Raw genomic sequence first — 23,470 nt, 5'->3', positions numbered from 1 at the left:
GTTCCGGTAGGTGAGAAAGCGGACGCCGACGCTCAGGGGAGCCCACCCAGAGGCAGGACCGGTGTGGAGGCGAGCTGTGCGTGGTAGTCCGCGGCGGAGGTCTCCCGACCCCACTGGGGCATGCCGGTGGGCAGGTCCAGTGGGTCGGTCTCCACCTCGATGAGGGTCAACTGGGCCGGAGGGCCGTCGATGCCGGCCAGGATGGCGGCGAGCTCGCCTTCGGTCCGGGCGACGTGGGCGGTGAAGCCCCTGTCCCGTCCGAACACCGCGGGCAGTTCCGTGTACCGCCAGTTGTCAATGTCGTTGTACGGCTGGTGCCGCCCGTCGACTGCCCGTTCGACGGTGTAGCCGCCGTTGTTGACCACGATGATGATCGGACGTTGGTTACTGGCGAGCATTCGGCTGATCTCCTGCACGGTCAGTTGCAGTGATCCGTCGCCGGTCACCAGCACCGTCCGTCGATCCGGTGCCGCCACCGCGGCGCCGAAGGCGGCCGGGGTGGCGTAGCCGATCGAGCCCCAGATGGGCGGCCACACGACGGTGACGTCGGCGGGCAGGCGCATCGTCGCCGTGCCGAAGGACGGGGTGCCGGTCTCCGGGACGAAGATGTCCCCCTCGCGCAGCATGCTCTGGATCGCCGGCCAGAGCCGTGCCTGCCGGATCGGTTCGTTGCTCGACGGGTCGAGTGCGGGTGGGTCGGCCGCCAGCAGCGGCGCGCGTGACCATTTCGCCGTACGCTTCGGGGCGATCTCGTGCAGGCACCGCAGCGCCGCCGGCAGGGCGACCGGGGCGAAGCGGGTGCCGGCGACGACGGCGGCGTCGCGGTGCAGGCTGATGACCCGGTCCACCCTGATGTCGGCGGTGAACAGGCCGTCCCAGTCGAAGAACGTGGTGCCCACACAGACCAGTGCGTCCGCGCCCTCCACGACCGCACGGACCTCGTCGACGCTGTCACCGCCGTTGTAGGCGCCGACGTAGTGGGGGTTGGACTCGTCGAGCAGTCCCCGTCCCAGCGAATGCGCGGCGACCGGCCAGTTCCGGTCGGCGGCCATGGCGGTGACGGCGGCGCCGAGGTCGAAGCGGATCGGCAGGTTTCCCACCAGCATGGCGGGCCGCTCGGCATCGGCGAGCAGCCGCCGGGCGGCGGTGGCGAAGGCGTCGAGCTGCCCGGGCGAGACGACCGGCGCGGGGCGGGTGAACGGTCGCTCCGGCTCGGCGACCTCGGCGTGGGCCACGTCGCCGGGCATCCGGACGTAGACCGGACGTTGCTGCGACCAGCACTCGGTGAGCACCCGGTCGACCTCCCCCAGAGCGTTCTGCGCGGTCAGCGAGGTCTGGGCGACGGTCACCTCGCGGGCCACCCGCATCCAGTGCTCGAAGTCCCCGTCGGCGAGCGAGTGGTGCATGGAGGTGCGCTGCCGCATGATCTCCTCGGTCGGACCGCCGACGATCGAGACGATGGGCACCGACTCCGCCATGGCCCCGGCCAGCGCGTTGACCGCCGACAGCTCACCGGGACCGAACGTCGTGAGGATCGCGGCCACGCCGCCGAGGCGGGCGTATCCGTCGGCGCTGTAGCCGGCGTTGAGCTCGTTGCAACTGCCGACCCACTCGATCCCGTCGAACGCCTCGATCTGATCGAGGAAATCCATGTTGTAGTCCCCCGGCAGGCCGAAGACATGGCGTACCCCGAGGTCGTAGAGCCGGCTGAGCAACAACTCGCCGACCGTCGTCGTACCCTTGCCCGCCTTCACCACGATGGCCTCCCGTCGCTCCGGAGACCGATGCCACGGCCGCCATGAAGACAATATCCAGGCAATTGCCGCAAGACGGGTGATTGTCCGCCCGGTGGCCCGACCGGTGGCGGCGCGACGTCCGCACGGCCGAAGCGCTGAGGACGACACGTCAGGCGTATCTGACCTTGACAACGTGAACGGCCTCCCATCAACTAGTCGGATGAGTGATCCGGCCGTCGATGCGTCGCGGCCGAAGGCCGTCCCGGCCTCACCCGCGGGTCTGGCCCTGGACCGCCTCGCCCACTATCTGGCCGAGCACCGGCCCGAGCTGGCGGTCGGGCCGCCGCGGGCCGAGCTGATCGCGGGCGGCAAGTCCAACCTCACCTACCTGCTGCGCCTCGGCGACCGGGAGGTCGTGCTGCGCCGCCCTCCGCTGGGGCACGTGCTGGCGACCGCGCACGACATGGCCCGCGAGTTCCGGGTCATCTCCGCGCTGGCGTCGACCGAGGTGCCGGTTCCGGGCGCGCTGCTGCTCTGCACCGACCCGGAGGTCATCGGCGCGCCGTTCTACCTGATGGAGCGGATGCCCGGCGAGGTGTTCCGCACCCGGGCGCAGACCGACCCGCTTGGCGACGAGCGACGCCGGGCCCTGGCCATGACGATGATGGACACCCTCGCCGCCCTGCACGGCGTCGAGCCGGCCACCGTCGGGCTCGCTGACTTCGGCCGCCCGGAGGGCTACCTGGCCCGGCAGGTCCGCCGCTGGGGCGGGCAGCTCGACCGCTCCCGCAGCCGCGAGCTGCCCGGCATCGACGAGCTGCGGGACCTGCTCGCGGCCACCGCCCCGGAGGGGGCGAACACCGGCCGGATCGTGCACGGCGACTACCGGTTGGACAACCTCCTCGCCTCGGCCGACCCGGTGGCCGTGCACGCCGTCCTCGACTGGGAGATGGCCACCCTCGGTGACCCGCTCGCCGACCTGGGGCTCCTGTTGACGTACTGGGACGTGCTCGGCGGCAGCGACACGGCCGAGGGCAACCCCGTCGCCGACGGGCTCGGCCCGCGCGCCGGCTTCCCCACCGGCGACGAGCTGATCGACAGGTACGCCGGGCGCAGCGACGTGGACGTCGGCCCGCTGCACTGGCACGTGGCGCTGGGCTGCTTCAAGCTCGCGGTCATCTGCGAGGGCATCCACTACCGCCACACGCTCGGGCAGACGCTCGGCGAGGGCTTCGACCGGATCGGCGAGATGGTGGCACCGCTGGTCGCGCACGGGCTGACCGCTGCCAGGGAGCGGTGATGGACTTCTCATACGACAGCCGGACCGAGGAGCTGCGCGACGAGCTGACCCGGTTCCTGACCGAGCACGTCTACCCGGCCGAGGCCGTGCACGCCGAGCAGGTGGCCGCCGGTGACCCGTGGTCGCGTACCCCGGTGTTGGCCGAGCTGAAGGCGGAGGCCCGCAAGCGCGGCCTGTGGAACCTGTTCCTGCCCGACCCGCGCTACGGCGCCGGGCTGACCAACCTGCAGTACGCTCCGCTGGCAGAGCTGACCGGGCGCAGCCCGCACCTGGCACCGGAGGCGGTCAACTGCGCGGCACCGGACACCGGCAACATGGAGTTGCTCGCCGAGTTCGGCTCGGACGCGCAGCGCGAGCGGTGGCTCATGCCGCTGCTGGAGGGCGAGATCCGCTCCGCGTTCTGCATGACCGAACCGGACGTCGCGTCCTCCGACGCCACGAACATCGCCACCCGGATCACCCGCGACGGCGACGAGTACGTGATCAACGGCCGCAAGTGGTGGTCATCCGGCGCGATGGACCCGCGCTGCGAGATCTTCATCGTGATGGGCAAGACCGACCCGGCCGCCGACCGGCACCGCCAGCAGAGCATGGTGCTGGTCCCCCGGGACACCCCCGGGGTGACCGTGCGCCGGGGCATGACCGTCTTCGGCTACACCGACGGGTCGCACGGCGGGCACGCCGAGATCGACTTCACCGACGTCCGGGTGCCCGCGGAGAATCTGATCGGCGCCGAGGGCACCGGCTTCGCCATCGCCCAGGCGCGACTGGGCCCGGGCCGGATCCACCACTGCATGCGATTGATCGGAATGGCTGAGCGGGCATTGGAACTGCTCTGCAAGCGGGCGCTCGGGCGGATCGCGTTCGGCCGGCCCCTCGCCGAGCAGGGCGTGGTCCGGGAGTGGATCGCCGAGTCACGGGTGCGCATCGAGCAGGCCCGGCTCCTGGTGCTCAAGACGGCCTGGCTGATGGACACCGTCGGCAACAAGGGCGCACACACCGAGATCCAGGCCATCAAGATCGGCACCCCGGCGATGGCGGAGTGGGTGATCGACAAGGCCATCCAGGGGTACGGCGGCGCGGGCGTCAGCCAGGACACTCCCCTGGCCGCACTCTGGGCACAGACCCGCACCCTGCGCCTGGCCGACGGCCCCGACGAGGTCCACCGCAACTCCCTGGCCAAGCGCGAACTGCGCCGCTGGGCCCCCGCCCCCACCTGACGCACGCGCGGGGTGGGGTCAGGCGGAGGCGCGGTGGACCAGTTGGGTGTCCAGGAGGATGTGGGGGGCCGGGAGGGCCTCGCCGCGGATCCGGGCCACCAGCAGACGGGCCATCTGCCGGCCCATCTCCTCCACCGGTTGGAAGACCGTGGTCAACGGCGGGTCCGCCCGGAGGGCGATCGTCGCGTCGTCGAAGCCGATCACCGCGACGTCCTGGGGCACCCGCCGGCCGGCCTCCCGCAGCGTACGCAGTGCGCCGAACGCCATCAGGTCGGACGCGACGAACACCGCGTCCAGATCCGGGCAGGCGTCCAACAGTCGGCGCATAGCGATCGCGCCGCTGCCCTCGCTGAAGTCCCCGTACGCGATCAGGTCGGGGTTGACACCGGCCCCGGTGGCCTTGACCGCCTCGGTGTAGCCGGCCAGACGGGCCAGGCCGACACCCATGTCCTGGGTGCCGGCGATGGTGGCGATGCGACGTCGCCCCTGCCTCGCCAGGTACTCCACCGCCTGCCGGGCCCCGCCAACGTTGTCCACGTCCACGAACCACGCCGGCTGGGCGCCCGGTTGCAGCATCCGGGCGGGCCGACCGCCGAGCACGGCGGGCAGGCCGCGCTCCTCCAGCAGCGTCGGCAGCGGGTCGGAGTCGTGCAACGACAGCAGGAGTACGCCGTCGACGTGCTGGTTGGTCAGGTGGTGCTCGACCCGCTCCCGCTCCACCGGCGACTGCGCCATGGCCAGCCAGAGCTGCATCGGCGTCTCCAGCAGGCCGGAGCTGATGCCCCGGACGATGGCGGCGAAGAACGGCTCGGTGAAGACCCGCTCACCGGACTCGGACACCACGAGCGCGACGGAGTCGGTCCGCTGGGTGACGAGCGCACGGGCGGCGCGGTTCGGCACGTACCCCAGCTCGGCGATGGCCTGCTGGACGGCGGCCCGGGCCTCCGGGCTGACCTGCGGCGAGCCGTTGACCACGCGGGAGACCGTGCCCCGACCGACACCGGCGCGTGCCGCGACCGCATCGAGGGTCGGACGCCCGAGTGACCGGGTGCGCTGCGTTGTCATCGTCTGCTCCTCCGACGGCGGGCGGACCCGGCGCCACCTGCGGAAGGTGGACGCCGGGGCCGTCCTGATGGCTGGCCCGAGCCTATTGTGCGGCCAGACCGTTGCGCCGGATCACCGAGGCGTACCACTTGGCGCTGGACTTGGGAATGCGGACCTGAGTGTCGTAATCGACGTGGATCATGCCGAACCGCTTGGTGTAGCCCCAGGCCCATTCGAAATTATCCATCAACGACCAGGCAAAGTATCCCCGCAGAGGCACTCCTGCGTCGATCGCCTCGTGCGCGGCGCGCAGGTGGGCGTCGAAGTAGGCCAGCCGGTCGACGTCGTCGACCTGCCCGTCGACCACCGTGTCGACGAACGCGGAGCCGTTCTCGGTGACGTAGAGGGGCAGGTCGGTGTACTCGTGCACCCGGCGCAGGGTCTCGACCAGGCCCGGGGCGTCGATCTCCCAGCCCATGTCGGTGACCGGGACGCCCCGCGTGACGAACCGGACGTCCTCGCTGCCCGGCCAGCACGAGGGTGCCGAGTCGGCCTCGACGCCCTCGGCCGGTGCGGCGACCACGTGCCGGCTGTAGTAGTTGACCCCGACCAGGTCCAGCGGCGTGGAGATGGTCGCCAGGTCGCCGTCGCGCACGTGGGCGAAGTCGGTCACGGTGCTGAGGTCGGCAACCAGGTCCTCCGGGTACGACCCGCGCAGCAGCGGGTCGAGGAAGAACCGGTTGGCCAACCCGTCGATGCGCCGTGCGGCGTCCCGGTCGGCAGGGGTGTCGCTGGCCGGGTCGACCGGGTAGAGGTTGACAGTCACGCCCACCTCGGCGGCCGGCCGGGCGGCCCGCAGTGCCTGCACGGCCAGGCCGTGACCGAGCATCAGGTGGTGCCCGGCGCGCACCGCGTCCGCCCCGTCGGTGCGGCCCGGCGCGTGCACGCCGGAACCGTAGCCGAGGAACGCGGAGCACCACGGCTCGTTCAGCGTGGTCCAGTAGCGCACCCGGTCACCGAGCGCGTCGGCGACCAGCGTGGTGTAGTCGGCGAAGCGGGCCGCGGTGTCCCGGGCCGGCCAGCCGCCGGCGTCCTCCAGCGGTTGCGGCAGGTCCCAGTGGTAGAGGGTCAGCCACGGCTCGATGCCGTTGGCCAGCAGCTCGTCGACAAGTCGCCGGTAGAAGTCCAACCCCTGCGGGTTGGCCGCGCCGACGCCGCCGGGTTGCACCCGGGACCAGGAGACCGAGAAACGGTACGACTTGAGGCCCAGCTCGGCCATCAACGCGACGTCGTCGCCGAGCCGGTGGTAGTGGTCGCACGCGACGTCGCCGGTGTGCCCGGCGACGACCCGACCGTCGGTGTGGCTGAAGGTGTCCCAGATCGACGGGGTACGGCCGTCGACGGCCGCCGCCCCCTCGATCTGGTATGCCGCGGTCGCGGCCCCCCACAGGAAACCGGGTGGGAAGGTCAGCCCGGGACGGTCGTCGAGAACGTCGACGGCGTTGGGGCTGGCGGGGTTGCTCACGACTTGACGGCACCTTCCATGATGCCGCCGATGATCTGGCGGCCGAACACGAGAAAGACGAGCACGAGAGGGATGGTGCCGATCGCGGTGGCGGCGAACACCTGGGAGTAGTCGGTGTAGTAGGCGTACGACAGGAAGGAGAGCGACACCTGCAGGGTCGGGTTCTCCGGGGTGAGGATGGCGTACGGCCAGATGAACGAGTTCCAGGTCTCCATGAAGGTCAGCAGACCGAGGACGCCGGCGGCGGGGCGCAGCGCGGGCAGCACGATGCTCCAGTAGATCCGGAACGTGCTCGCCCCGTCGACCCGACCGGCCTCGATCAGCTCGTCGGAGATGGCCTGACTGGCGTACTGCCGCATCATGAACACGCCGAAAGCGCTGACCAGGAACGGCACGGTGACCGCGTAGAGCGTGTCGTACCACCCCAGGTCCTGCATCATGCCCCAGAGCGGGATGAGCCCCATCTGGGTCGGGATCATCATGGTGACGATGATCGCCAGCAGGAGGGCGTTGCTGCCCCGGAACCGCAGTTTGGCGAAGGCGAACCCGGCCAGCGAACCGGTGAGCACCACCGACACGGTGACCACCGAGGAGACGATGATCGAGTTGAGCATGCCGGTGAAGAAGTTGGCGGCGTCGTTGTCGAGCACCCGCCCGAAGTTGTCACCGAACGCGCCGGCGGGGGTTACCGGTGGCGGGACGTCGTTGATGGAGTCCAGGCTGCGGGTGGCGATCACCAGCATGTAGTAGAACGGGTAGATCGACAGCAGCGCCGCCAGGACGAGCGCCACGTAGGTCAGCGGACTGGTGCGCCAGAGGCGCTGGGAAGCCGAGGTCATCGCCTTCTCCTCACTTCGCCGAGCGGCGGACGAGTAGGAAGTTGAACAGCGACACCACGACGATGATCATGAAGATCGCCCAGGCCACCGCGGCTCCGTAGCCGGCGGTGTTCAGGTTCTCGATTCCCATCTCGTACATGTACATGGCCAGCGTCTGGAACTCCCGCTGGTCGCCGCCGATGATGTTGCCGTTGGCGAAGAGCAGGGGCTCGGTGAAGAGCTGCATGCCGCCGATCGTGGAGAGGATGACCACGAAGATGAAGGTGGGCTTGAGCATCGGCAGGGTGATCTGCCAGAACTGCCGCCACGGGCTGGCACCGTCGATCGCCGCGGCCTCGTAGAGGTCCTTCGGGATCGCCTGCATGCCGGCGAGCAGGATCAGGGTGTTGTACCCGGTCCACCGCCAGTTGACCATCGAGGAGATGGCGAACCAGGAGCTCCACCGCTGCCCGTCCCAGTCGACCGCGTCGACACCGACGAGGCTGAGCAACCAGTTGAAGAGGCCGAACTCCTTCTGGAACAGCATCCCGAAGACGATCGCGACCGCGGCCACCGACACCACGTTCGGCACGAAGATGGCCATCCGGAAGAAGGTCTTGGCGCGCAGGAAGGTCCGGTTGAGCAGGTTCGCCAGGAAGAGGGCGAGCAACAGCTGCGGGATCGTCGACAGGGCGAAGATGCCGAACGTGTTGACCAGCGCGTTCCAGAAGTACTCGTCGGACACCAGCCGGGTGTAGTTGTCGAAGCCGATGAACGAGTGGTCGCCGATCATGTCCCAGTCGTGCAGCGACATCCACGCCGTACGCAGCATCGGGTACAACCCGAACACGCCGAAGATCAGGAAGAACGGTGCGATGTAGAGGTAGGGCGAGTACTTGACATCAAGACGGTTGAGTAACCTTCCCCGGTTACGTCGGGAAGAGACGTCGGGAGGAGGCGGTGCTGCTGGCGACGGCGGCGCCGTCGTGGCCGACAGGCTCATGCGAATTTCCTTTTTCCGGCGAGGCCCGGGGGCCCTCGCGCAGGGCGCTACGCGGAGGGGACCGGCCGGTGGCGTCCGGGAAGCCCCGAACGCCACCGGCAGGGAATCACTTAGAAGGCGCCCTGGGTCTTGGCGTCCTTCGTGAACTGCTCCCAGGCCTTCGCCTTGTCGGCCCGCCCGTTCTCGAACGCCCGCAGAGCCGGCTCGAACGCGTTCTCCTTCACCGACTGGTGCTTCGGACCCAGGTGGGTCGGCTGGATCTTGGCGACGCTCTCACCGAAGATCTTGCCGGTCGGCGCGTTGCTGAAGTACTCGTTGGTGTAGCTGAGGAACGCGTCGTTCTTCAGCGCCTCCAGGTTCGTGGGCAGCGGGCCCTTGAGCTTGAAGGCGTCCACCTGGCTCTTCGCGTTGGTCAGGTACTCGGCGAGCTTCGCCGCCTCCTTCGGGTACTTGCTCTGCTCCGGAACCGCGAGCCACGAGCCGCCCCAGTTGCCGCCGCCGCCCGGCACGGACGCGACGTCCCACTTGCCCTTGTTGGCCGCACCGGAGTTGTCCGACACGATGCCGAGCATCCAGGACGGGCAGAAGGTCGCCGCGAAGGTGCCCTGCTTGAAGCCGCCCGACCACTCCGGCGACCAGGTCTGCGCCTTGGCGGAGATGTCCGCCATCGAGGTGGCGGTGTCCCACGCGTTCTTCACCGCGGGGCTGGTGTCCGCGATGATGTTGTTTTCCTTGTCGTAGAACAGGTCACCGTTGCCCTGGAACATCACGCCGTTGGAGACGGCGGTGATCGAGTCGATGAACGCCTTGCCGCCGCTGCCCTGCTTGTACTTCAGACCGGCGTCGTGGAAGCCCTTCCAGTCCGGCCAGAGCGCCGACACCTGGTCGCGCTCGGTGGGCAGGCCGGCCGCCTGGAACAGGTCCTTGCGGTAGCAGACGGCGAGGCTGCCGACGTCGGTCGGCAGGCCGATCAGCCGGCCGTCCGGCGCCTTGCCCAGCTCCCACTTCCAGGGCAGGAAGTCCTTGGAGTGGTCGGGGATCAGCGGCGCGAGGTCGACCCAGTTGCGCGGGTTGGCCTTGAACTCGTTGAGCACGCCCTCTTCCAGGGCGGTGACGTCCGCAGCACCCTTGCCGGTGGCCAGGTAGCGGACCAGCTTCGGCCGGTACTCGCCGAGCTGCGCGGTCTTACGCAGCTCGATCTTGATGCCGGTGTCCTTCTCGTACTGCTTGACAAGCTCGTCGTAGCCGAACTCGCTGAAGGTATCGACAACCAGCTTGGTGGGCTTCTCGCCGGCAGCCGGCTTGTCGTCGTCCTTGCCGCAGGCCGCGAGACCGCCGATTGCGGTGATCGCGGCCAGGGCAGCGGCCGCCAGGCGGGTACGCCGCGTGGTGACAATCATTCGCTGACCCCTCTTTCCGGTGGTGAGGCTGGGTGGTCTGTGGTGGGGGTGCTCATCGCGCCAGGCCGGGGATGAGTGAGTGACACAAGCCACCCTCGGGAGCGCTCCCATGAGATTGCCGGCGGGTAACGGGAGTGTCAATAGGACGATGGGAGCGTTCCCAGATCGTTACCGCTACGCTCCCCCAGAGGTCACACGCCATTCGGCCCCCCACCGAACGCCACCGCCGGCTCAGCAGAAGCGGCGCAGGAGCGTGGTGGTGCGGCGGGCATCGAACCGGACGGGGTCGAAGGTGGCCCCCGCCCAGTCGCGCAGCATCGCGTGCCGAGGGTCGGCCACGTCACCCTGGTCGGCCAACGCGACCAGGAGCGCCTGGTAACCCGGTGGCCCGCCGACACCCTCCGGTGGGCAGGCCCGCTCGCCGTCCAGACAGAGCGGGTACCGCTCGTCGGGATCGACGGTCAGCGCGTCCTCCACCACCAGGTCGTGCTCCCACCAGTCGGTGAAGTCGTACGTGTAGGAGAACCGGCTGCCCTTGCCGAGCACCGCGTCCAACCGCACGTCCAACTCGTCGTGCAGCGCCAACTCCCCGTCCGGGTCGGGCTCGCCGTACTGCACGGCGTCGATCTCGAACGAGTGCAGGTGGCAGTCTCGCCAACCCATCGCGTGCTGCGCCACCCGGTGCAGCCGGTCCAGCGTGTAGCCGGCCGGGACGAGCACCCGTCGCCACACCGGCGGTCGGACGCCGGCGAGGGACATCTTCAGCTGGAAGATCTGACGGGGCATGCTGTCCTGTCCTCCCCGGGCTTAGGCTGCGAGCATGATCTGCCGAGCGTGCCGGGCCCGGCGACATGACGACTGCCCGGGCCGGAACTGGTGCGACTGCCAGCACCGTACCGCCCAACCGACCCCTCCGGTCACCGGTCCGGCCAGCGAATGACCGTCGGAATGCCGATCCGACGGCTCTGGCCGGAGCCGTCGACGCAGCCGCTCGACGACGCCGCGCTGACCGCCCTCTACGGCCGTCCCGACGCCGAGCCCCGACTCCGGGTCAACTTCGTCACCAGCCTGGACGGCGCGGTCAGCGTGGACGGCTACTCCGCCGGGCTCTCCGGAGAGCCGGACAAGCGGGTGTTCGGCCTGCTCCGGATGGTCTGCGACGCGCTCGTGGTGGCCGCCGGCACGCTTCGCCACGAGGCATACCGGGCGGTCCGCCTCAACGAGCGCCGCCGCGCCTGGCGTCGCGCCCACGGGCTGACCGACTACCCCACGCCGGTGGTCGTCTCCGGTTCGCTGGACCTGGATCCGACGCAGGCCGTCTTCGCCGACGCGCCGACGCGACCGATCGTGCTCACCCACGCCGACGCGGAGCCGCCGCCCGGCCTGACCGACGTCGCCGACCTGCTGCGCTGCGGCACCGGGCGTGTCGACCTGGCCGCCGGTCTCGCCGAGCTGCACCGACGCGGGCTCACCCAACTGCTCTGCGAGGGCGGCCCGCACCTGCTCGGCGCGCTCACCGCCGCCGACCTGGTCGACGAGCTGTGCCTGACCGTCTCGCCGCTGCTGGCCGGGCCGGGACCGGGCCGGATCACCGCGGGCCACAGCGTGTCGCCACGGCACCTGCCACTGCGACACGTGCTCGCCGCCGACGACGGCGTCCTCCTGCTCCGCCACGCCCGCCGGTAACCCGCCGTCGCCCGGGCACACACCCACCGTCGTGAGCGTGCCGCCGGATGGTGTCGTCCGACGCGTCGCGTGGCGACCTGTCGTACTCCTCGGGCAGGATGCAGGGCATGCTTCCCCACGGTGCCGCCCGACCGACCCGAGTCGCCCGATGACCGACGCCGACCTCGACAGCCCTGGCGAGGCGGTCGGGCGGGTGCTGGGCACCGCCGACGCCACCCCGTTGCAGTTCTGGACGGCCGTGGCGCCCGGCAGTTACCTCCAGCTCGACGACGTCGTGGTCACCCGACGCGAGCTGCCGGATCGGGAGCCGGTCACGATCGCCGGTGTGGTCACCCAGGTCCGTGCCCGGCACGAGGGCGCCCAGTTCGACTCCGACGTGTTCGCCATCGCCGACGGCACGCTGCCCGCGCAGGTGCAGGAGGCGGCCGAGGTCACCACGACGCGGGTCGATCCGGAGCTCTACGTGCCGCCGACACCGGGTGCGGTGGTGCACCGGGCCGAGGGCGACGCGCGGGCGCGGGCGCTGCACTTCGACCGGATGGAGCGGCGCATCCCGATGGGGATGGGCCGGGACGGGGTGCCGGTCTATCTCAACGCCGACTTCCTCGACGGCAGCCGGGGCGCGCACGTCTCCATCTCCGGCATCTCCGGGGTGGCCACCAAGACCAGCTTCGCGACCTTCCTGCTCTACTCGGTGTTCCGCTCCGGCGTGCTGGGCGGCGACGCGGTCAACGCCAAGGCGCTGATCTTCAACGTCAAGGGGGAGGACCTGCTCTTCCTGGACCACCCCAACACCCGTCTCGACGAGCCCACCCGCGCGGCGTACGCGAAGCTCGGTCTGAGCGCCGGCGCCTTTCCCGACGTGCGGGTCTACGCCCCGCCGCGGGTCGGTGACTCGGCCGGCACACCTGATGTGAGCAGCCGACTCACCGGGGTGGACGCGTTCTACTGGACGTTGAGCGAGTTCTGCGCCGACCGGCTCCTGCCGTACGTGTTCGCCGACGCCGACGACGAGCGCCAGCAGTACACGATGGTGGTCCACTCGGTGACCGCGCACCTGGCCCGTTACGCCCAGCCCGCCGACGGCGGGGTGAGCATCGACGGGGTCCGGCTCGGCTCCTACGGCGACCTGGTCGACCACATCGTCGACCAGCTCAACGACGACGAGACCCGCTCCGACTGGGCGGGCAGCGCGGTGGGCCTGGGCACCGTCAACGCGTTCGCCAGGCGGTTGATCGGCAGTAAGAAGGACCTCGCCCGGCTGATCCGTGGCGACCTGGCCACCCGTCGCCCGCACTCGATCAACACCAGCGAGTCGGCGCAGGTCACCGTGGTCGACCTGCACAACCTTCCGGACCGCGCCCAGCGGTTCGTGGTCGGTGTGACGCTGAAGAGCGAGTTCGAGCGCAAGGAGAAGTCCGGCACCGCCAAGCCGCTGCTCTTCGTCGTCCTGGACGAGCTCAACAAGTACGCCCCCCGGGAGGGCTCCTCCCCGATCAAGGAGGTGCTTCTCGACATCGCCGAGCGGGGCCGCTCGCTCGGGGTGATCCTGATCGGCGCGCAGCAGACGGCGAGCGAGGTGGAGCGGCGCATCGTCACCAACTCCGCGATCCGGGTGGTGGGCCGGCTCGACCCGGCCGAGGCGTCCCGCCCGGAGTACGGCTTCCTCCCGCCCGCGCAGCGGCAGCGGGCGCTGCTGGCCAAGCCGGGCACGATGTTCGTCAACCAGCCGGACATCCCGGTGCCGCTGTGCCTGGAGTTCCCGTTCCCGGCCTGGGCGACCCGGGTCTCCGAAGCGGGTCGGGCACCATCGGAGACGCTGCGCTCGATCACCCAGTCCGCCGACCCGTTCGCCGTGGTGGGCTCCGGTGGCGGCAGCACCGACGACGACATCCCGTTCTAGGCAGGGGCCGGCACACCCATGAAGATCCTGCACACCTCCGACTGGCACGTGGGAAAGGTGCTCAAGGGGCAGTCCCGGGCCGACGAGCACAAGGCCGTGCTGGCCGGGGTGATCGAGATCGCCCGTGCCGAGCAGCCGGATCTGGTGATCGTCGCCGGTGACCTCTACGACACCGCCGCGCCCAGCTCGGAGGCGACCCGCCTGGTCACCCGGGCGTTGACCGCGCTGCGTCGCACCGGCGCGGACGTGGTCGCGATCGGCGGCAACCACGACAACGGCCCCGCGCTGGACGCGCTGCGTCCGTGGGCCGATGCCGCCGGCATCACCCTGCGCGGCGGGGTGCGGGAAGATCCCGACGAGCACGTGATCGACGGCACCACCGCCGGCGGTGAGCGGTGGCGGCTGGCCGCGCTGCCGTTCCTGTCCCAGCGGTACGCGGTGCGCGCGCTGGAGATGTACGAGCTGACCGCCGCGGAGACCAACCAGACGTACGCCGACCACCTGGGCCGGGTGCTGGGGCGACTGACCGAGGGTTTCACCGAACCGGACCGGGTGCACCTGGTCACGGCGCACCTGACGGTGACCGGCGCGGCCACCGGTGGCGGCGAGCGCGACGCGCACACCGTGCTGGGCTACGCCGTTCCGGCCACGGTCTTCCCGGCCACCGCGCACTACGTGGCGCTGGGCCACCTGCACCGGGCGCAGCGCGTGGCGGGCCCCTGCCCGGTGCGCTACAGCGGCAGCCCGCTCGCTGTCGACTTCGGTGAGCAGGAGAATGTCCCCTCGGTGACGATCGTGGAGGTGACCGCCACGACCGCCGCCCGGGTGCGGGAGGTGCCGGTGACCGCGGCGAGCGCGCTGCGGACGGTGCGGGGCACCCTGGCCCAGCTCGCCGAGATCGAGGCACCGGACGCCTGGCTGCGGGTGTACGTGCGGGAGCAACCCCGCGCCGGCCTGCGCGAGGAGGTCCAGGAGCTGCTCCCCCGGGCGCTGGAGATCCGGATCGACCCGGAGCTGCTGGCCGCGCCGGGCAGCGGTGCCCGCATCGCGCAACGATCGGGTCGTTCGCCCCGGGAGTTGTTCGGCGACTACCTGGACAGCCGGGGCCACGCCGACGAGGGCGTCCGGGAGCTCTTCGACGAGCTTTTCGAGGAGGTCGAGCACTGATGCGTCCGATGCGGTTGGACATGGCCGGGTTCACGGTCTTCCGGGACGAGACCACAGTCGACTTCACCGACGCCGACTTCTTCGCGCTGATCGGTCCGACCGGTTCGGGCAAGTCCACGGTGCTGGACGCGATCTGCTTCGCCCTCTACGGCATGGTGCCCCGCTGGGGTGGTGCCCGGGGGTTGGCGAACGCGCTCGCACCGTCGGCGACCGAGGCCCGGGTGCGGTTGGTCTTCGAGTCCGGCGGGGCCCGCTACGTGGCGACCCGGGTGGTCCGCCGGGACGGCCGGGGCAACGTGAAGACCGCGAACGCCGGGTTGCAGTTGATGCCGGCCGGGTTCGACGTGACCAAACTGGACACCGGGTTGAGCCCGGACGACCTCGGCGAGGTGGTGGCCGGCACCCCCGCCGAAATGGAACAGGCGGTGCTGGAGGCGGTCGGGCTGCCGTACGAGCAGTTCACCAGCTGTGTGGTGCTGCCGCAGGGGCAGTTCGCCGACTTCCTGCACGCCAAGCCGGCGACCCGGCAGCAGATCCTGGTCAACCTGCTGGGTCTCGGTGTCTACGAGGACGTGCAGAAGCGGGCGACGGCGCGGGCCGCGCAGGCGGAGGCCCGACTGGAGGCGGTCGACCAGGTGCTCGCCGGGCTGACCGGCGTGGACGACGAGGCGTTGGCCGAGGTCGACGCCCGGGTCGAGCGGATGGCGGAGCTGGCCGGGGCGGTGGCCGCCGCGGTGCCGGAGCTGGCGGCGGCCCGGGTCACCGCGCGGGAGGCGGCGGCGGCGCTGACCGCCCTCGACGACGAGCTGACCGTCCTGACCGGGGTCCGCGCGCCGCGTGGGGTGGCCGAGGTGGCCCGCACGGTCACCGCGGCACGGGCCGAGGCGGAGGCGGCGGCGAGCGGGGTGTCGCTGGCCGAGGAGCGGGAGGACAAGCTGCGCGGCGAGCTGGCCGGTGCCGGCGACGAGAGCGCGGTGCGACTGTTGCTGCGGGCGTACGACGATCGGGATCGGTTGTCCGGCGAGGCGGACACGGTCCGCGCCGCGGTGCGGGCGGCGACCGACGAGCACACCGCGGCGGTGGCGGCGCTGGCCGACGCCCGCGCGGCGGCCGAGCGGGCCGACGCCGAGCTGGAGGCGGCCTTCCGGGCGCACGAGGAGGCGAAGGCCACCGACCTGGCGGTGAGCCTGCGGGTGCACCTGCATGCCGGCGCGGCGTGCCCGGTGTGTGAGCAGCCGGTGGCCGAGGTGCCGGCGGTGCCGGCCGATTCGGCGGTGGCGGCCGCGACGGCGGCGGGCAAGGCGGCGCGGGCAGCGACGAAGGCCGCGCAGGCGACAGTGCAGGAACGGGACACGGCGGCGCGGGAGCTGGAGCGGCTGCTGGTGCAGGCGCGGGCCCGGCAGGAGCAGGTGGAGGCCCGGCTGGCCGAGTTGGACGGGCAGCTCACCGGGGCGGCCGAGCCGGCCGTGTTGCGCCGGGAGTTGGCCGAGCACGCCCGGTTGCGGCGCGCGCTGGAGGAGGCGGCGACGGCGGTTCGGGCCGGCCGTGAGGCCGCCCGGCAGGCGCGGGCCGGTGTGGACGCCGCCGAGGAGCGGCTGCGTTCGGCGTGGCGGGCCTTCGACACCGCCCGGGACGGGTTGGCGCGGTTCGGCCCGCCGGTGACCGACCGGGACGACGTGGCGGCCGCGTGGTCCGCGTTGACCGGCTGGGCGACCACCGAGGCGGACCGCCGCCGCGCCGAGCGGGCCGGTCGGGCCGCCGCCGTGGCGGAGGCCGAGTCGGTGGCCGACGGGGTGCAGCGGGCCATCGCGGCCATCTTCGCCGCCGCCGACGTGCCGGTCGGCGACGACCCGGTGCACGCGGCGACGGTGGCGGTGGAGCGGGCCGACGCCGACCGCCGGCGGCTGCACGAGCGCCGCGAGCAGGCCGGCACGTTGCGCGAGCAGCGGGCCGGGCACGAGCGGGAGGCGCAGGTGGCGCGCGCGCTCGCCGGGCACCTGCGGGCCAACAACTTCGAGCGGTGGTTGCTGGCCGAGGCGTTGGACCTGCTCGTCGACGGCGCGTCGGGGATCCTGCGGGAGCTGTCCTCCGGGCAGTACGAGCTGGTGCACGACAAGGGCGAGTTCGTCGTGGTCGACCACCACGACGCGGGTCTGCGCCGGGGCGTGCGGACCCTCTCCGGCGGTGAGACGTTCCAGGCGTCGCTGGCGTTGGCGTTGGCGCTCTCCGAGCAGTTGGCCGGGATGTCGACCACGGCGGCGAGCCTGGAGTCGATAGTCCTGGACGAGGGCTTCGGCACGCTCGACGCCGCGACACTGGACACGGTGGCGGCGACCCTGGAAAACCTGGCCGCCCGGGGCGATCGGATGGTCGGCGTGGTCACCCACGTGCCGGCGCTGGCCGAGCGCATCCCGGTCCGCTTCGAGGTGCGCAAGGATGCCCGGTCCGCCCGGGTGGAACGGACCGGCCGGTGAGCGACGCCGCGTTCTTCGTCGACTCGTGGGATCCGGCGTACGGGGCGTCGTTCGAGGCATCGGCCGCCGGGCCGGCCGCGCCGAGCAGCGCGCAGGTCGACGCGGACGCGGAGCTGCCCGCCGTGGACTGGCGGGCGATCGGGGTACGCGCGGGGGTGCGGGCGCCCGACGTGGTGTTGCTTGTCGACGGGGTGCGCCGCATCGACGCGAGCATCTGGACGGCGGAGACCGACGGCGGGTCCTTTCCGGGGTTGGCCGCCTCGTACGCGGCCGGGGTGGTGCGGTGTGACCTGGGCCGGGGCGCGGCGCAGTTGGCCGGCACCCGGGTCGGTCGGGGCCTGTTCACCGCGAGTCCGTCGGCGCAGGACGTGGTGGCCGGCGCGATCCGCTACCCGGTGCACCGGGTGGGTGGCACCGGTGAGTTGGCGAAGCTGCCGGCCGCCGTGCAGGGCCCGTTGACGGCGCTGGAGGTGGCGGTGTCCGACGCCGCCCGGGTCGACGGTGATCTGCTGGTGGTGGACGGCCCGTTGCGGAGTCGCCGGCAGTTGCCGCGCACGCTCGGGTTCATCAAGACCCAGCACAGCCAGTACCTGGATGCCCGGCTGACCGCGGTGGTGACCGGCATGGCGTCGGGTGAGCGTTCGCCGGTGTTCCGGCTGGGCACCGCCTGGGGTGGCTGGTCGTGGTATTTGCGGCTGCCGGTGGCGATCGGGGCACCGTGGGCGGGCATCGTCCGGGTGGAGTGCTCCGCCGACCTGCCCGTCGAGGCGGCGATCGAGCTGGCCGACCTGTCGCTTGTCACCCTGCCCCGCTTCGCCTCCAATCCGTACAAGGATCCGCGGGCCCCACAGAACCTGATCCCGATCGCCGGGCTGGAGCGCCGGCTCCGTGCGCTGCTCGGCGATTCCCGACTGTTGCACCGCGCGTTGACCGCCGCGGCCCGCGCGGCCCGTTGACAGCGGATACTGGATCCGATGGGACGTAGGCGGGCGGCTGACCGGGTGGTGGAGCAGGTCGACACCGGGCAGGCCGAGCTCGTCCCGGATCCGGACCGGGCCGGCTCGTGGACGCTGCTGCTGGATGGCGCGCCGCAGTCGCACGTCGACCTGACCGACCCCACGCACCTGGAATTCGAGTACGTGCGACGGTTGGCCGCGGCGGTGGACCTGGTCGCACCGGCCGGTGCGCCGCTGCGAGTGCTGCATCTGGGCGGTGGTGCCCTCACCCTGCCCCGCTACGTGTCCGCCACCCGGCCCGGCTCCACCCAGCGGGTGGCCGAGGTGGACGGCGCCCTGGTCGAGCTGGTCCGCAGGGTGTTGCCGTGGCCGTCCGACTCCCGGCTGCGGGTCCGCGTGGAGGATGCGCGGGCCGTGTTGACCGCCACCCGGGACGCCACCTACGACGTGGTGGTCGCCGACGTGTTCGCCGGTGCTCGTACCCCGGCTCACCTCACCTCCGTGGAGTACGCGGCCGAGGTGGCCCGGGTGCTGCGCCCCGCGGGGTGGTATTTGGCGAACCTTGCCGACGGCCGGCCGCTGCGGCACGCCCGGGGGCAGGTCGCCACGGTGCGGTCGGTGTTGCCGCGGGCCTGCCTGGTCGGCGACGCGGCGGTGTTGCGGGGTCGCCGGTACGGAAATCTGGTGCTCGTCGCCGGGCGGGCCACCCCGCCGGTGCCGGAGCTGACCAGGCGCGCCGCCGGCGACTGGTTCCCGGGTCGGGTGGTGGCCGGCGACGAGTTGGACCGTTTCGCCAGCGGCGCGCAGGTGGTCCGCGACGCCGACGCCACCGGTTCCGATCCGCCGCCGCCGGGCCTGTTCTCCGTCCGCCGCTGACCGCCCGCCGGCCCGTCACACGAACTTTTTCGCCGTTCGTTGATCCGTTCGGGGCGTTGCCGCGTACCACCGGGCGGCCCGCTTCTCGGGCCGGCGATGGTTACGGACACCCCGGAGGTCTGCATGCATGCGGTGGCGGCCGGTTGGCATGGCGATGCGATAAGCGCGGACTGGTTGTCGGCGCGGTCCTCGTCGCGGCCGACGTCGTCTGCCCGTGGGGTCGACGCGCACGCGACGTCTCGCCAGAATGGTCCGGTGACGCCGCGACCGGCGCCCGGGCGCCACCAGGCGACGTCAACCGAGGCCAGCCACTCCGACCAACTGATCCGGATGCTCTACGCCGAGCACGCCGGCCCGTTGTTGATGTTCGTCATGCGTCTCACCGGGGGGGACCGGCAGCGTGCGGAGGACATCGTCCAGGAGACACTGCTGCGGGCCTGGCGTAACGCGCACCGCCTGGGCACGCAGGGGCAGGGTTCGCTGCGGCCGTGGCTGGTCACGGTGGCCCGCCGGATCGCCATCGACGAGCACCGCAGTCAGGAGGCCCGGCCGCCGGAGACGTACGACCGTGATCTCACCGCGTTCGCCGAGGCGGACAGCACCGACCGGGTCCTGCGGACCATGACGGTGGCGGACGCGCTGCGGACGCTCAGTCAGTCGCACCGGGAGATCCTGATTTCGACGTACTTTCGGGGGCGGACGGTGCCGGAGGCCGCCGAGGAGTTGGGCCTGCCACTCGGCACCGCCAAGTCGAGGGTCTACTACGCGCTGCGCGCGCTGCGCACGGCTCTGCAGGAGCGGGGGGTGACAGAATGAGTCGGCCAGATCACATGGACGTCGCGGCGTACGCGCTCGGCGTGCTCGACGAGCAGGACACTGAGCGGTTCGAGGAGCATCTCGCCGCCTGCTGGGCGTGCGCGGCCGAGTTGGAGACGATGGTGCCGGTGGTCGGGCTGCTCTCCGACATCGACGGCGAGACGATGATGGCGCTGGAGCAGACGGCGACCGACCCGGCGCTGCTGAACCGGACGCTCGGCGCGGTCCGGGCCGACCGTCGGCGTGCCCGGTTTCGTCAGATGCTCGCGACGGCCGCCGCTGTGGTGGTCTTCGGCGGGCTGACCGGGTACGGCTTCGTCAGCGTCACCGACAGCAATTCGACCCCGGTCGCCGGTCCGACGGCGAGTGCGCCGATCGACCCGCAGACCAGCGGGCCGACGGCCCCGCCGAGCGGCCCGGGTGTGGGTGGCACCGAGGAGGAGGGTGACCAGGTCGACGCGACCGACCCGACCACCGGCGTGCAGACGACGGTGTTCCTGGTCAAACGGGACTACGGCACCCGGATCAATTTCAGCCTGCGGAAGCTGCCCGGCCCACGTGTCTGCCGGCTGGTGGTGATCCGCAAGAACGCCGACGCCGAGGTGATCTCGAGCTGGTCGGTGCCGGAGGGCGGTTACGGCACCACGACCCGACCGCAGGGTCTTGAGTTGAGTGCCTCCACGTCGGCCCTGGTGGGTGACATCAAACAACTCCAGGTGCAGTCGGTGGATGCCAATGGGGTGGCGAGCCCGCTGGTCACGGTGCCCCTGTAGGGTCACGCACGCGTCGGCGCCGGTCATTGTCACAATGGCCGGCGCCGATTCGTCGTCACCGCACACTTCCCCTGTGGGGGCGTACGGATCGATACTCCGATCGGTTCAATCAATTCAGGTGAAATTGACCACTGTTACTCCTTCAACCTTGACAGCAAAACTCCCGTACCTATGGGTGAACTGCCAAGAATGAGGAGGGCACGTGGCACAGATGAAGCGGACCGTCATCGTCGCGAGCGCGATGGTCGCACTAACGGCCTGCGCTCCCGCAGGTTACGACGGGGCGAACTCAAGCGCTGCCGAGCCGGTCGCCGTCGCCGCGGCCGAGCCCAGCGCGTCGGTGGAAGCCGAGGCTTCGGCGTCCGCGGAGGCGCCGGCCGCCGCCGACGCGCCGCCCGCGAACGTCGACCTGACCAAGAAATTGGTCGGCAAGACCGTCGCCCGGATGGGCAAGGTGGTCACCGACCAGGACGGCTGGATCCTTTACCGCTTCGACAAGGACACCGCCGACCCGCCGTCGTCGAACTGCGTCGACAAGTGCGCCGAGGTGTGGCCCCCGGCACTGACCGACGGCAACCCGCAGCTCACCGGCGTCTCCGACGACAAGGTCAGCAGCGTGACCCGGCAGGACGGCACCCGTCAGCTCACCGTTGGCGGCTGGCCGGTCTACCGCTACATCGGTGACAAGAAGCCCGGCCAGTGGAAGGGCCAGGCGGTGGGTGGCACCTGGTTCGTGGTCCAGCCGGACGGCAAGAAGAACCTCGAGTGCCTGCCCACCTCCACGCCGAAGCCGGTCGCGCCGCCCGCGGACAGCGGCGCCAACGACGCCGGGGGCTCGGGCTACTCGTACTGAATTCCACCACCAGGTCACGGTGGTCGGTCGTCGCCGGGGAGGGCGCGACCGACCACCGCCGTACGCGGGACGTCGGCATACCGGTGGTGCCGGCGTCCCGCCCGGCACGTGGCAGAGTGGGCGGGTGACCGCCACCAGACCCGCCGCGACCAGGGTGTTTCGTCCCCCGGTCGGCTACCGGCTGGCGGCCTCGGTCCGGGCGCTCACGTTCAGTCCGTACGACCCGTGTGCCCGCGTCGCCGCCGGCACCTTCTGGTGGGCCACCCGCACCCCGGACGGCCCGGCCACCCTCGCCCTGCGGCCGGTCGGCGGTGAGTTGCTGGCGGAGGGCTACGGGCCGGGCGCCGAGCACGTCCTGGACCGCGCCGACGCGATTGCCGGACTGCGGGACGATCTGACCGGCTTCGCCGAGCTGGCCGCGGCACATCCCCTCGTCGCCCGGCTGGCCCGGGAGCACGGTGGGCTGCGGATGCCGACGACCGGGCAGGTCTTCCCCCGGCTGCTGCGCGCGATCTTCGAGCAGAAGGTCACCGGCAAGGAGGCGTACCGGGCGTACTCGGCGACCGTGCGGCACTTCCGGGAGCCGGCGCCCGGTCCGCTGCCGTCGCTGCTGCTGCCGCCCGAGGCCGCCGCGGTGGCCGCCACCCCGTACTGGGTGTTCCACCCGTTCGGCGTGGAACAACGTCGGGCCGACACACTGCGCCGCGCCGCCGCGCTCGCCGACCGCCTGGAGCGCTGCGCCGACGCCGCCGACGCCACCCGCCGGCTGACCGCCATCCCGGGCATCGGGCCGTGGACGGCCGCCGAGGTGGTCCGGGTCGCGTACGGGGACCCGGACGCGGTGAGCGTCGGCGACTACCACGTCCCGAACACGGTGGCCTGGGCGCTCGCCGGCGAGCCGAGAGGCGACGACGCCCGGATGTTGGCCCTGCTGGAGCCGTTCCGGGGGCACCGGGGCCGGGTCTGCGTGCTGCTGGCGGCCGCCGGCCTCGGCGCGCCGAAGTACGGTCCGCGCGCCCCGATCCGCTCGTTCGCGCGGTACTGAGCGGCGAGTTCGTCTGCCGCTTACCCCTTCGCGCGGCGCCCGGGGGCGGTCAGCTCTGCTCGCACCGACGCTTGAGACCGTCGGCCTCCAGACCCACGTAGCGGCGAAGGAGGCCGCCGTACAGCCGACCGATCAGACCGGCCAGCAACCCGGACTGGACGATGGCCAACTCGACCCGGGTGCCCCCGTCGGGCAGCGGCAGCAGGCGGTGCTCGCCTCGGGTGCGCACCCCGGGGGTCTCGGAGACCCAGGTGAACTCCCGTCCCTCGGTCAGCTCGGTGACCCGCCACACCGCCGGCCGCAGCTTCGGCTGCGTCAGTGTCGCGGTCGCGCCGACGGCGAGTGGTCCCGGCTCCCCCCGCTCGACCCGGGACACCGACGCCGTCCACTCCGGCCAGCGCTCCACGTCGACAAGCACCGCCCAGACACGCTCGGCGTCGGCAGCGATCTCCGTCCTGGCTTCGAACCGCATCACGTCCCCTCCCCGGCGGCGCCGATGCGCACCGCCCGCCGGTGCGGACGAGACCGCCGGGTGGATCGTGACAGCCGCGCGCAACCCCGTCGGGATCAGGCTGCTTCGCGCAGGTCGGCCAGGCTCAACGGGGTACGCCGCCGCAGCAGTTCCTCCAACTCGGGCACCGAACCGACCTCGCCGAGCACGTTCCGGCCGCCGCCGAACCGCTGCGGGTAACGGCGGGTCAGCCGGTAGCGGTAGCGGCCCCGGATCAGCTCGACGCTGACCCGCCACCGCCCGCAGCAGTCACACACCCACTCGGACACCTCGTGAAAGTAGCTCTGAGCTGCGGTTATCCGATTCGCCCGAGCGGGACGAGCGGCGCGCGGACGGACACACCCCCGGGCACCCACGGTGATCT

At 71.6% G+C, this 23,470-nt stretch carries 21 protein-coding genes; 12 read left to right on the top strand and 9 right to left on the bottom strand.

Features of this window, described 5'->3' with window-relative positions:
• Positions 1 to 32 precede the first annotated feature (32 nt).
• Positions 33 to 1,757 carry an alpha-keto acid decarboxylase family protein gene (locus ACGFIW_RS03445; protein WP_393310717.1) on the bottom strand — a complete coding sequence of 575 codons (1,725 nt, stop codon included), beginning with the start codon at positions 1,755 to 1,757 and terminating at the stop codon, positions 33 to 35.
• Between the two features lie 199 nt (positions 1,758 to 1,956).
• On the opposite strand from ACGFIW_RS03445, the gene ACGFIW_RS03440 reads away from it, so the two are divergent.
• Both ACGFIW_RS03440 and ACGFIW_RS03435 read left to right on the top strand, forming a co-directional pair.
• Positions 1,957 to 3,036, top strand: coding sequence for a phosphotransferase family protein (locus ACGFIW_RS03440; protein ID WP_393310716.1), 1,080 nt, complete (start codon positions 1,957 to 1,959; stop codon positions 3,034 to 3,036).
• Entirely contained in the window at positions 3,036 to 4,256 is a 1,221-nt protein-coding gene (locus ACGFIW_RS03435; protein ID WP_393310715.1) for an acyl-CoA dehydrogenase family protein, read from the top strand. The genes ACGFIW_RS03440 and ACGFIW_RS03435 overlap by 1 nt, the downstream gene beginning before the upstream one ends.
• Positions 4,257 to 4,274: 18 nt before the next feature.
• On the opposite strand, the gene ACGFIW_RS03430 is transcribed toward ACGFIW_RS03435, so the two are convergent.
• The 6 genes from ACGFIW_RS03430 to ACGFIW_RS03405 all read right to left on the bottom strand — a co-directional run bounded on the left by ACGFIW_RS03430 (position 4,275) and on the right by ACGFIW_RS03405 (position 10,832).
• Positions 4,275 to 5,321 (bottom strand): LacI family DNA-binding transcriptional regulator, encoded by a 1,047-nt coding sequence (locus tag ACGFIW_RS03430; RefSeq protein WP_357070177.1) that lies wholly within the window; start codon positions 5,319 to 5,321, stop codon positions 4,275 to 4,277.
• A gap of 82 nt (positions 5,322 to 5,403) precedes the next feature.
• The gene (locus tag ACGFIW_RS03425) at positions 5,404 to 6,825 is read right to left on the bottom strand and encodes a GH1 family beta-glucosidase (RefSeq protein WP_393310714.1); all 1,422 of its coding nucleotides are present in this window, start codon (positions 6,823 to 6,825) and stop codon (positions 5,404 to 5,406) included.
• Positions 6,822 to 7,664, bottom strand: a complete 843-nt coding sequence (locus tag ACGFIW_RS03420) for a carbohydrate ABC transporter permease (protein WP_393310713.1) — start codon at positions 7,662 to 7,664, stop codon at positions 6,822 to 6,824. The genes ACGFIW_RS03425 and ACGFIW_RS03420 overlap by 4 nt, the downstream gene beginning before the upstream one ends.
• Before the next feature lie 10 nt (positions 7,665 to 7,674).
• Positions 7,675 to 8,646, bottom strand: a complete 972-nt coding sequence (locus ACGFIW_RS03415; protein WP_393310712.1) for a carbohydrate ABC transporter permease — start codon at positions 8,644 to 8,646, stop codon at positions 7,675 to 7,677.
• Between the two features lie 110 nt (positions 8,647 to 8,756).
• Entirely contained in the window at positions 8,757 to 10,046 is a 1,290-nt protein-coding gene (locus ACGFIW_RS03410; RefSeq protein WP_393310711.1) for an ABC transporter substrate-binding protein, read from the bottom strand.
• Positions 10,047 to 10,277: 231 nt separating this feature from the next.
• Positions 10,278 to 10,832 carry a plasmid pRiA4b ORF-3 family protein gene (locus tag ACGFIW_RS03405; protein WP_393310710.1) on the bottom strand — a complete coding sequence of 185 codons (555 nt, stop codon included), beginning with the start codon at positions 10,830 to 10,832 and terminating at the stop codon, positions 10,278 to 10,280.
• A gap of 150 nt (positions 10,833 to 10,982) precedes the next feature.
• Between ACGFIW_RS03405 and ACGFIW_RS03400 the strand changes: the two genes are divergently transcribed.
• From ACGFIW_RS03400 to ACGFIW_RS03355, 10 genes are all read left to right on the top strand, one after another.
• Entirely contained in the window at positions 10,983 to 11,732 is a 750-nt protein-coding gene (locus ACGFIW_RS03400; RefSeq protein WP_393310709.1) for a pyrimidine reductase family protein, read from the top strand.
• A 148-nt stretch (positions 11,733 to 11,880) separates the two neighbouring features.
• Complete coding sequence (locus ACGFIW_RS03395; RefSeq protein WP_393310708.1) at positions 11,881 to 13,635, top strand: ATP-binding protein; 1,755 nt, start codon at positions 11,881 to 11,883, stop codon at positions 13,633 to 13,635.
• Between the two features lie 18 nt (positions 13,636 to 13,653).
• A complete protein-coding gene (locus ACGFIW_RS03390) occupies positions 13,654 to 14,802 on the top strand; it encodes an exonuclease SbcCD subunit D (protein ID WP_393310707.1) in 1,149 nt (382 codons plus the stop codon).
• Positions 14,802 to 17,276 (top strand): AAA family ATPase, encoded by a 2,475-nt coding sequence (locus ACGFIW_RS03385; RefSeq protein WP_393310706.1) that lies wholly within the window; start codon positions 14,802 to 14,804, stop codon positions 17,274 to 17,276. The genes ACGFIW_RS03390 and ACGFIW_RS03385 overlap by 1 nt, the downstream gene beginning before the upstream one ends.
• Positions 17,273 to 18,232, top strand: coding sequence for a hypothetical protein (locus ACGFIW_RS03380; protein WP_393310705.1), 960 nt, complete (start codon positions 17,273 to 17,275; stop codon positions 18,230 to 18,232). Before ACGFIW_RS03385 ends, ACGFIW_RS03380 begins: the two co-directional genes overlap by 4 nt.
• 18 nt (positions 18,233 to 18,250) lie before the next feature.
• Complete coding sequence (locus ACGFIW_RS03375; protein ID WP_393310704.1) at positions 18,251 to 19,108, top strand: spermidine synthase; 858 nt, start codon at positions 18,251 to 18,253, stop codon at positions 19,106 to 19,108.
• Between the two features lie 123 nt (positions 19,109 to 19,231).
• The gene (locus tag ACGFIW_RS03370; protein WP_393310703.1) at positions 19,232 to 19,924 is read left to right on the top strand and encodes a sigma-70 family RNA polymerase sigma factor; all 693 of its coding nucleotides are present in this window, start codon (positions 19,232 to 19,234) and stop codon (positions 19,922 to 19,924) included.
• Positions 19,921 to 20,697, top strand: a complete 777-nt coding sequence (locus tag ACGFIW_RS03365; RefSeq protein ID WP_393310702.1) for an anti-sigma factor family protein — start codon at positions 19,921 to 19,923, stop codon at positions 20,695 to 20,697. Before ACGFIW_RS03370 ends, ACGFIW_RS03365 begins: the two co-directional genes overlap by 4 nt.
• A gap of 202 nt (positions 20,698 to 20,899) precedes the next feature.
• Positions 20,900 to 21,550: a hypothetical protein gene (locus ACGFIW_RS03360; protein ID WP_393310701.1), complete on the top strand. Its 651-nt coding sequence runs from the start codon at positions 20,900 to 20,902 to the stop codon at positions 21,548 to 21,550.
• 124 nt (positions 21,551 to 21,674) lie between these two features.
• Positions 21,675 to 22,595, top strand: coding sequence for a DNA-3-methyladenine glycosylase family protein (locus ACGFIW_RS03355; RefSeq protein WP_393310700.1), 921 nt, complete (start codon positions 21,675 to 21,677; stop codon positions 22,593 to 22,595).
• A 49-nt stretch (positions 22,596 to 22,644) separates the two neighbouring features.
• Here the strand turns inward: ACGFIW_RS03355 and ACGFIW_RS03350 are convergent, their stop codons facing one another.
• Together ACGFIW_RS03350 and ACGFIW_RS03345 are read right to left on the bottom strand one after the other, a co-directional pair.
• Entirely contained in the window at positions 22,645 to 23,067 is a 423-nt protein-coding gene (locus tag ACGFIW_RS03350) for an SRPBCC family protein (protein ID WP_393311229.1), read from the bottom strand.
• Between the two features lie 95 nt (positions 23,068 to 23,162).
• Complete coding sequence (locus ACGFIW_RS03345; protein ID WP_110563419.1) at positions 23,163 to 23,375, bottom strand: hypothetical protein; 213 nt, start codon at positions 23,373 to 23,375, stop codon at positions 23,163 to 23,165.
• Positions 23,376 to 23,470 lie beyond the last annotated feature (95 nt).

It is taken from the genome of Micromonospora sp. NPDC048935, from assembly GCF_043197875.1.
Lineage (GTDB): Bacteria > Actinomycetota > Actinomycetes > Mycobacteriales > Micromonosporaceae > Micromonospora.
This window is presented reverse-complemented; position numbering and strand designations above follow the sequence as displayed.

Coding starts and splice junctions, on each gene's coding strand:
- ACGFIW_RS03350 (WP_393311229.1), bottom strand. CDS start 23,067: ATGCGGTTCGAAGCCAGGACGGAGATCGCTGCCGACGCCGAGCGTGTC.
- ACGFIW_RS03390 (WP_393310707.1), top strand. CDS start 13,654: ATGAAGATCCTGCACACCTCCGACTGGCACGTGGGAAAGGTGCTCAAG.
- ACGFIW_RS03405 (WP_393310710.1), bottom strand. CDS start 10,832: ATGCCCCGTCAGATCTTCCAGCTGAAGATGTCCCTCGCCGGCGTCCGA.
- ACGFIW_RS03385 (WP_393310706.1), top strand. CDS start 14,802: ATGCGTCCGATGCGGTTGGACATGGCCGGGTTCACGGTCTTCCGGGAC.
- ACGFIW_RS03410 (WP_393310711.1), bottom strand. CDS start 10,046: ATGATTGTCACCACGCGGCGTACCCGCCTGGCGGCCGCTGCCCTGGCC.
- ACGFIW_RS03440 (WP_393310716.1), top strand. CDS start 1,957: ATGAGTGATCCGGCCGTCGATGCGTCGCGGCCGAAGGCCGTCCCGGCC.
- ACGFIW_RS03415 (WP_393310712.1), bottom strand. CDS start 8,646: ATGAGCCTGTCGGCCACGACGGCGCCGCCGTCGCCAGCAGCACCGCCT.
- ACGFIW_RS03435 (WP_393310715.1), top strand. CDS start 3,036: ATGGACTTCTCATACGACAGCCGGACCGAGGAGCTGCGCGACGAGCTG.
- ACGFIW_RS03420 (WP_393310713.1), bottom strand. CDS start 7,664: ATGACCTCGGCTTCCCAGCGCCTCTGGCGCACCAGTCCGCTGACCTAC.
- ACGFIW_RS03365 (WP_393310702.1), top strand. CDS start 19,921: ATGAGTCGGCCAGATCACATGGACGTCGCGGCGTACGCGCTCGGCGTG.
- ACGFIW_RS03400 (WP_393310709.1), top strand. CDS start 10,983: ATGACCGTCGGAATGCCGATCCGACGGCTCTGGCCGGAGCCGTCGACG.
- ACGFIW_RS03430 (WP_357070177.1), bottom strand. CDS start 5,321: ATGACAACGCAGCGCACCCGGTCACTCGGGCGTCCGACCCTCGATGCG.
- ACGFIW_RS03395 (WP_393310708.1), top strand. CDS start 11,881: ATGACCGACGCCGACCTCGACAGCCCTGGCGAGGCGGTCGGGCGGGTG.
- ACGFIW_RS03370 (WP_393310703.1), top strand. CDS start 19,232: ATGCATGCGGTGGCGGCCGGTTGGCATGGCGATGCGATAAGCGCGGAC.
- ACGFIW_RS03375 (WP_393310704.1), top strand. CDS start 18,251: ATGGGACGTAGGCGGGCGGCTGACCGGGTGGTGGAGCAGGTCGACACC.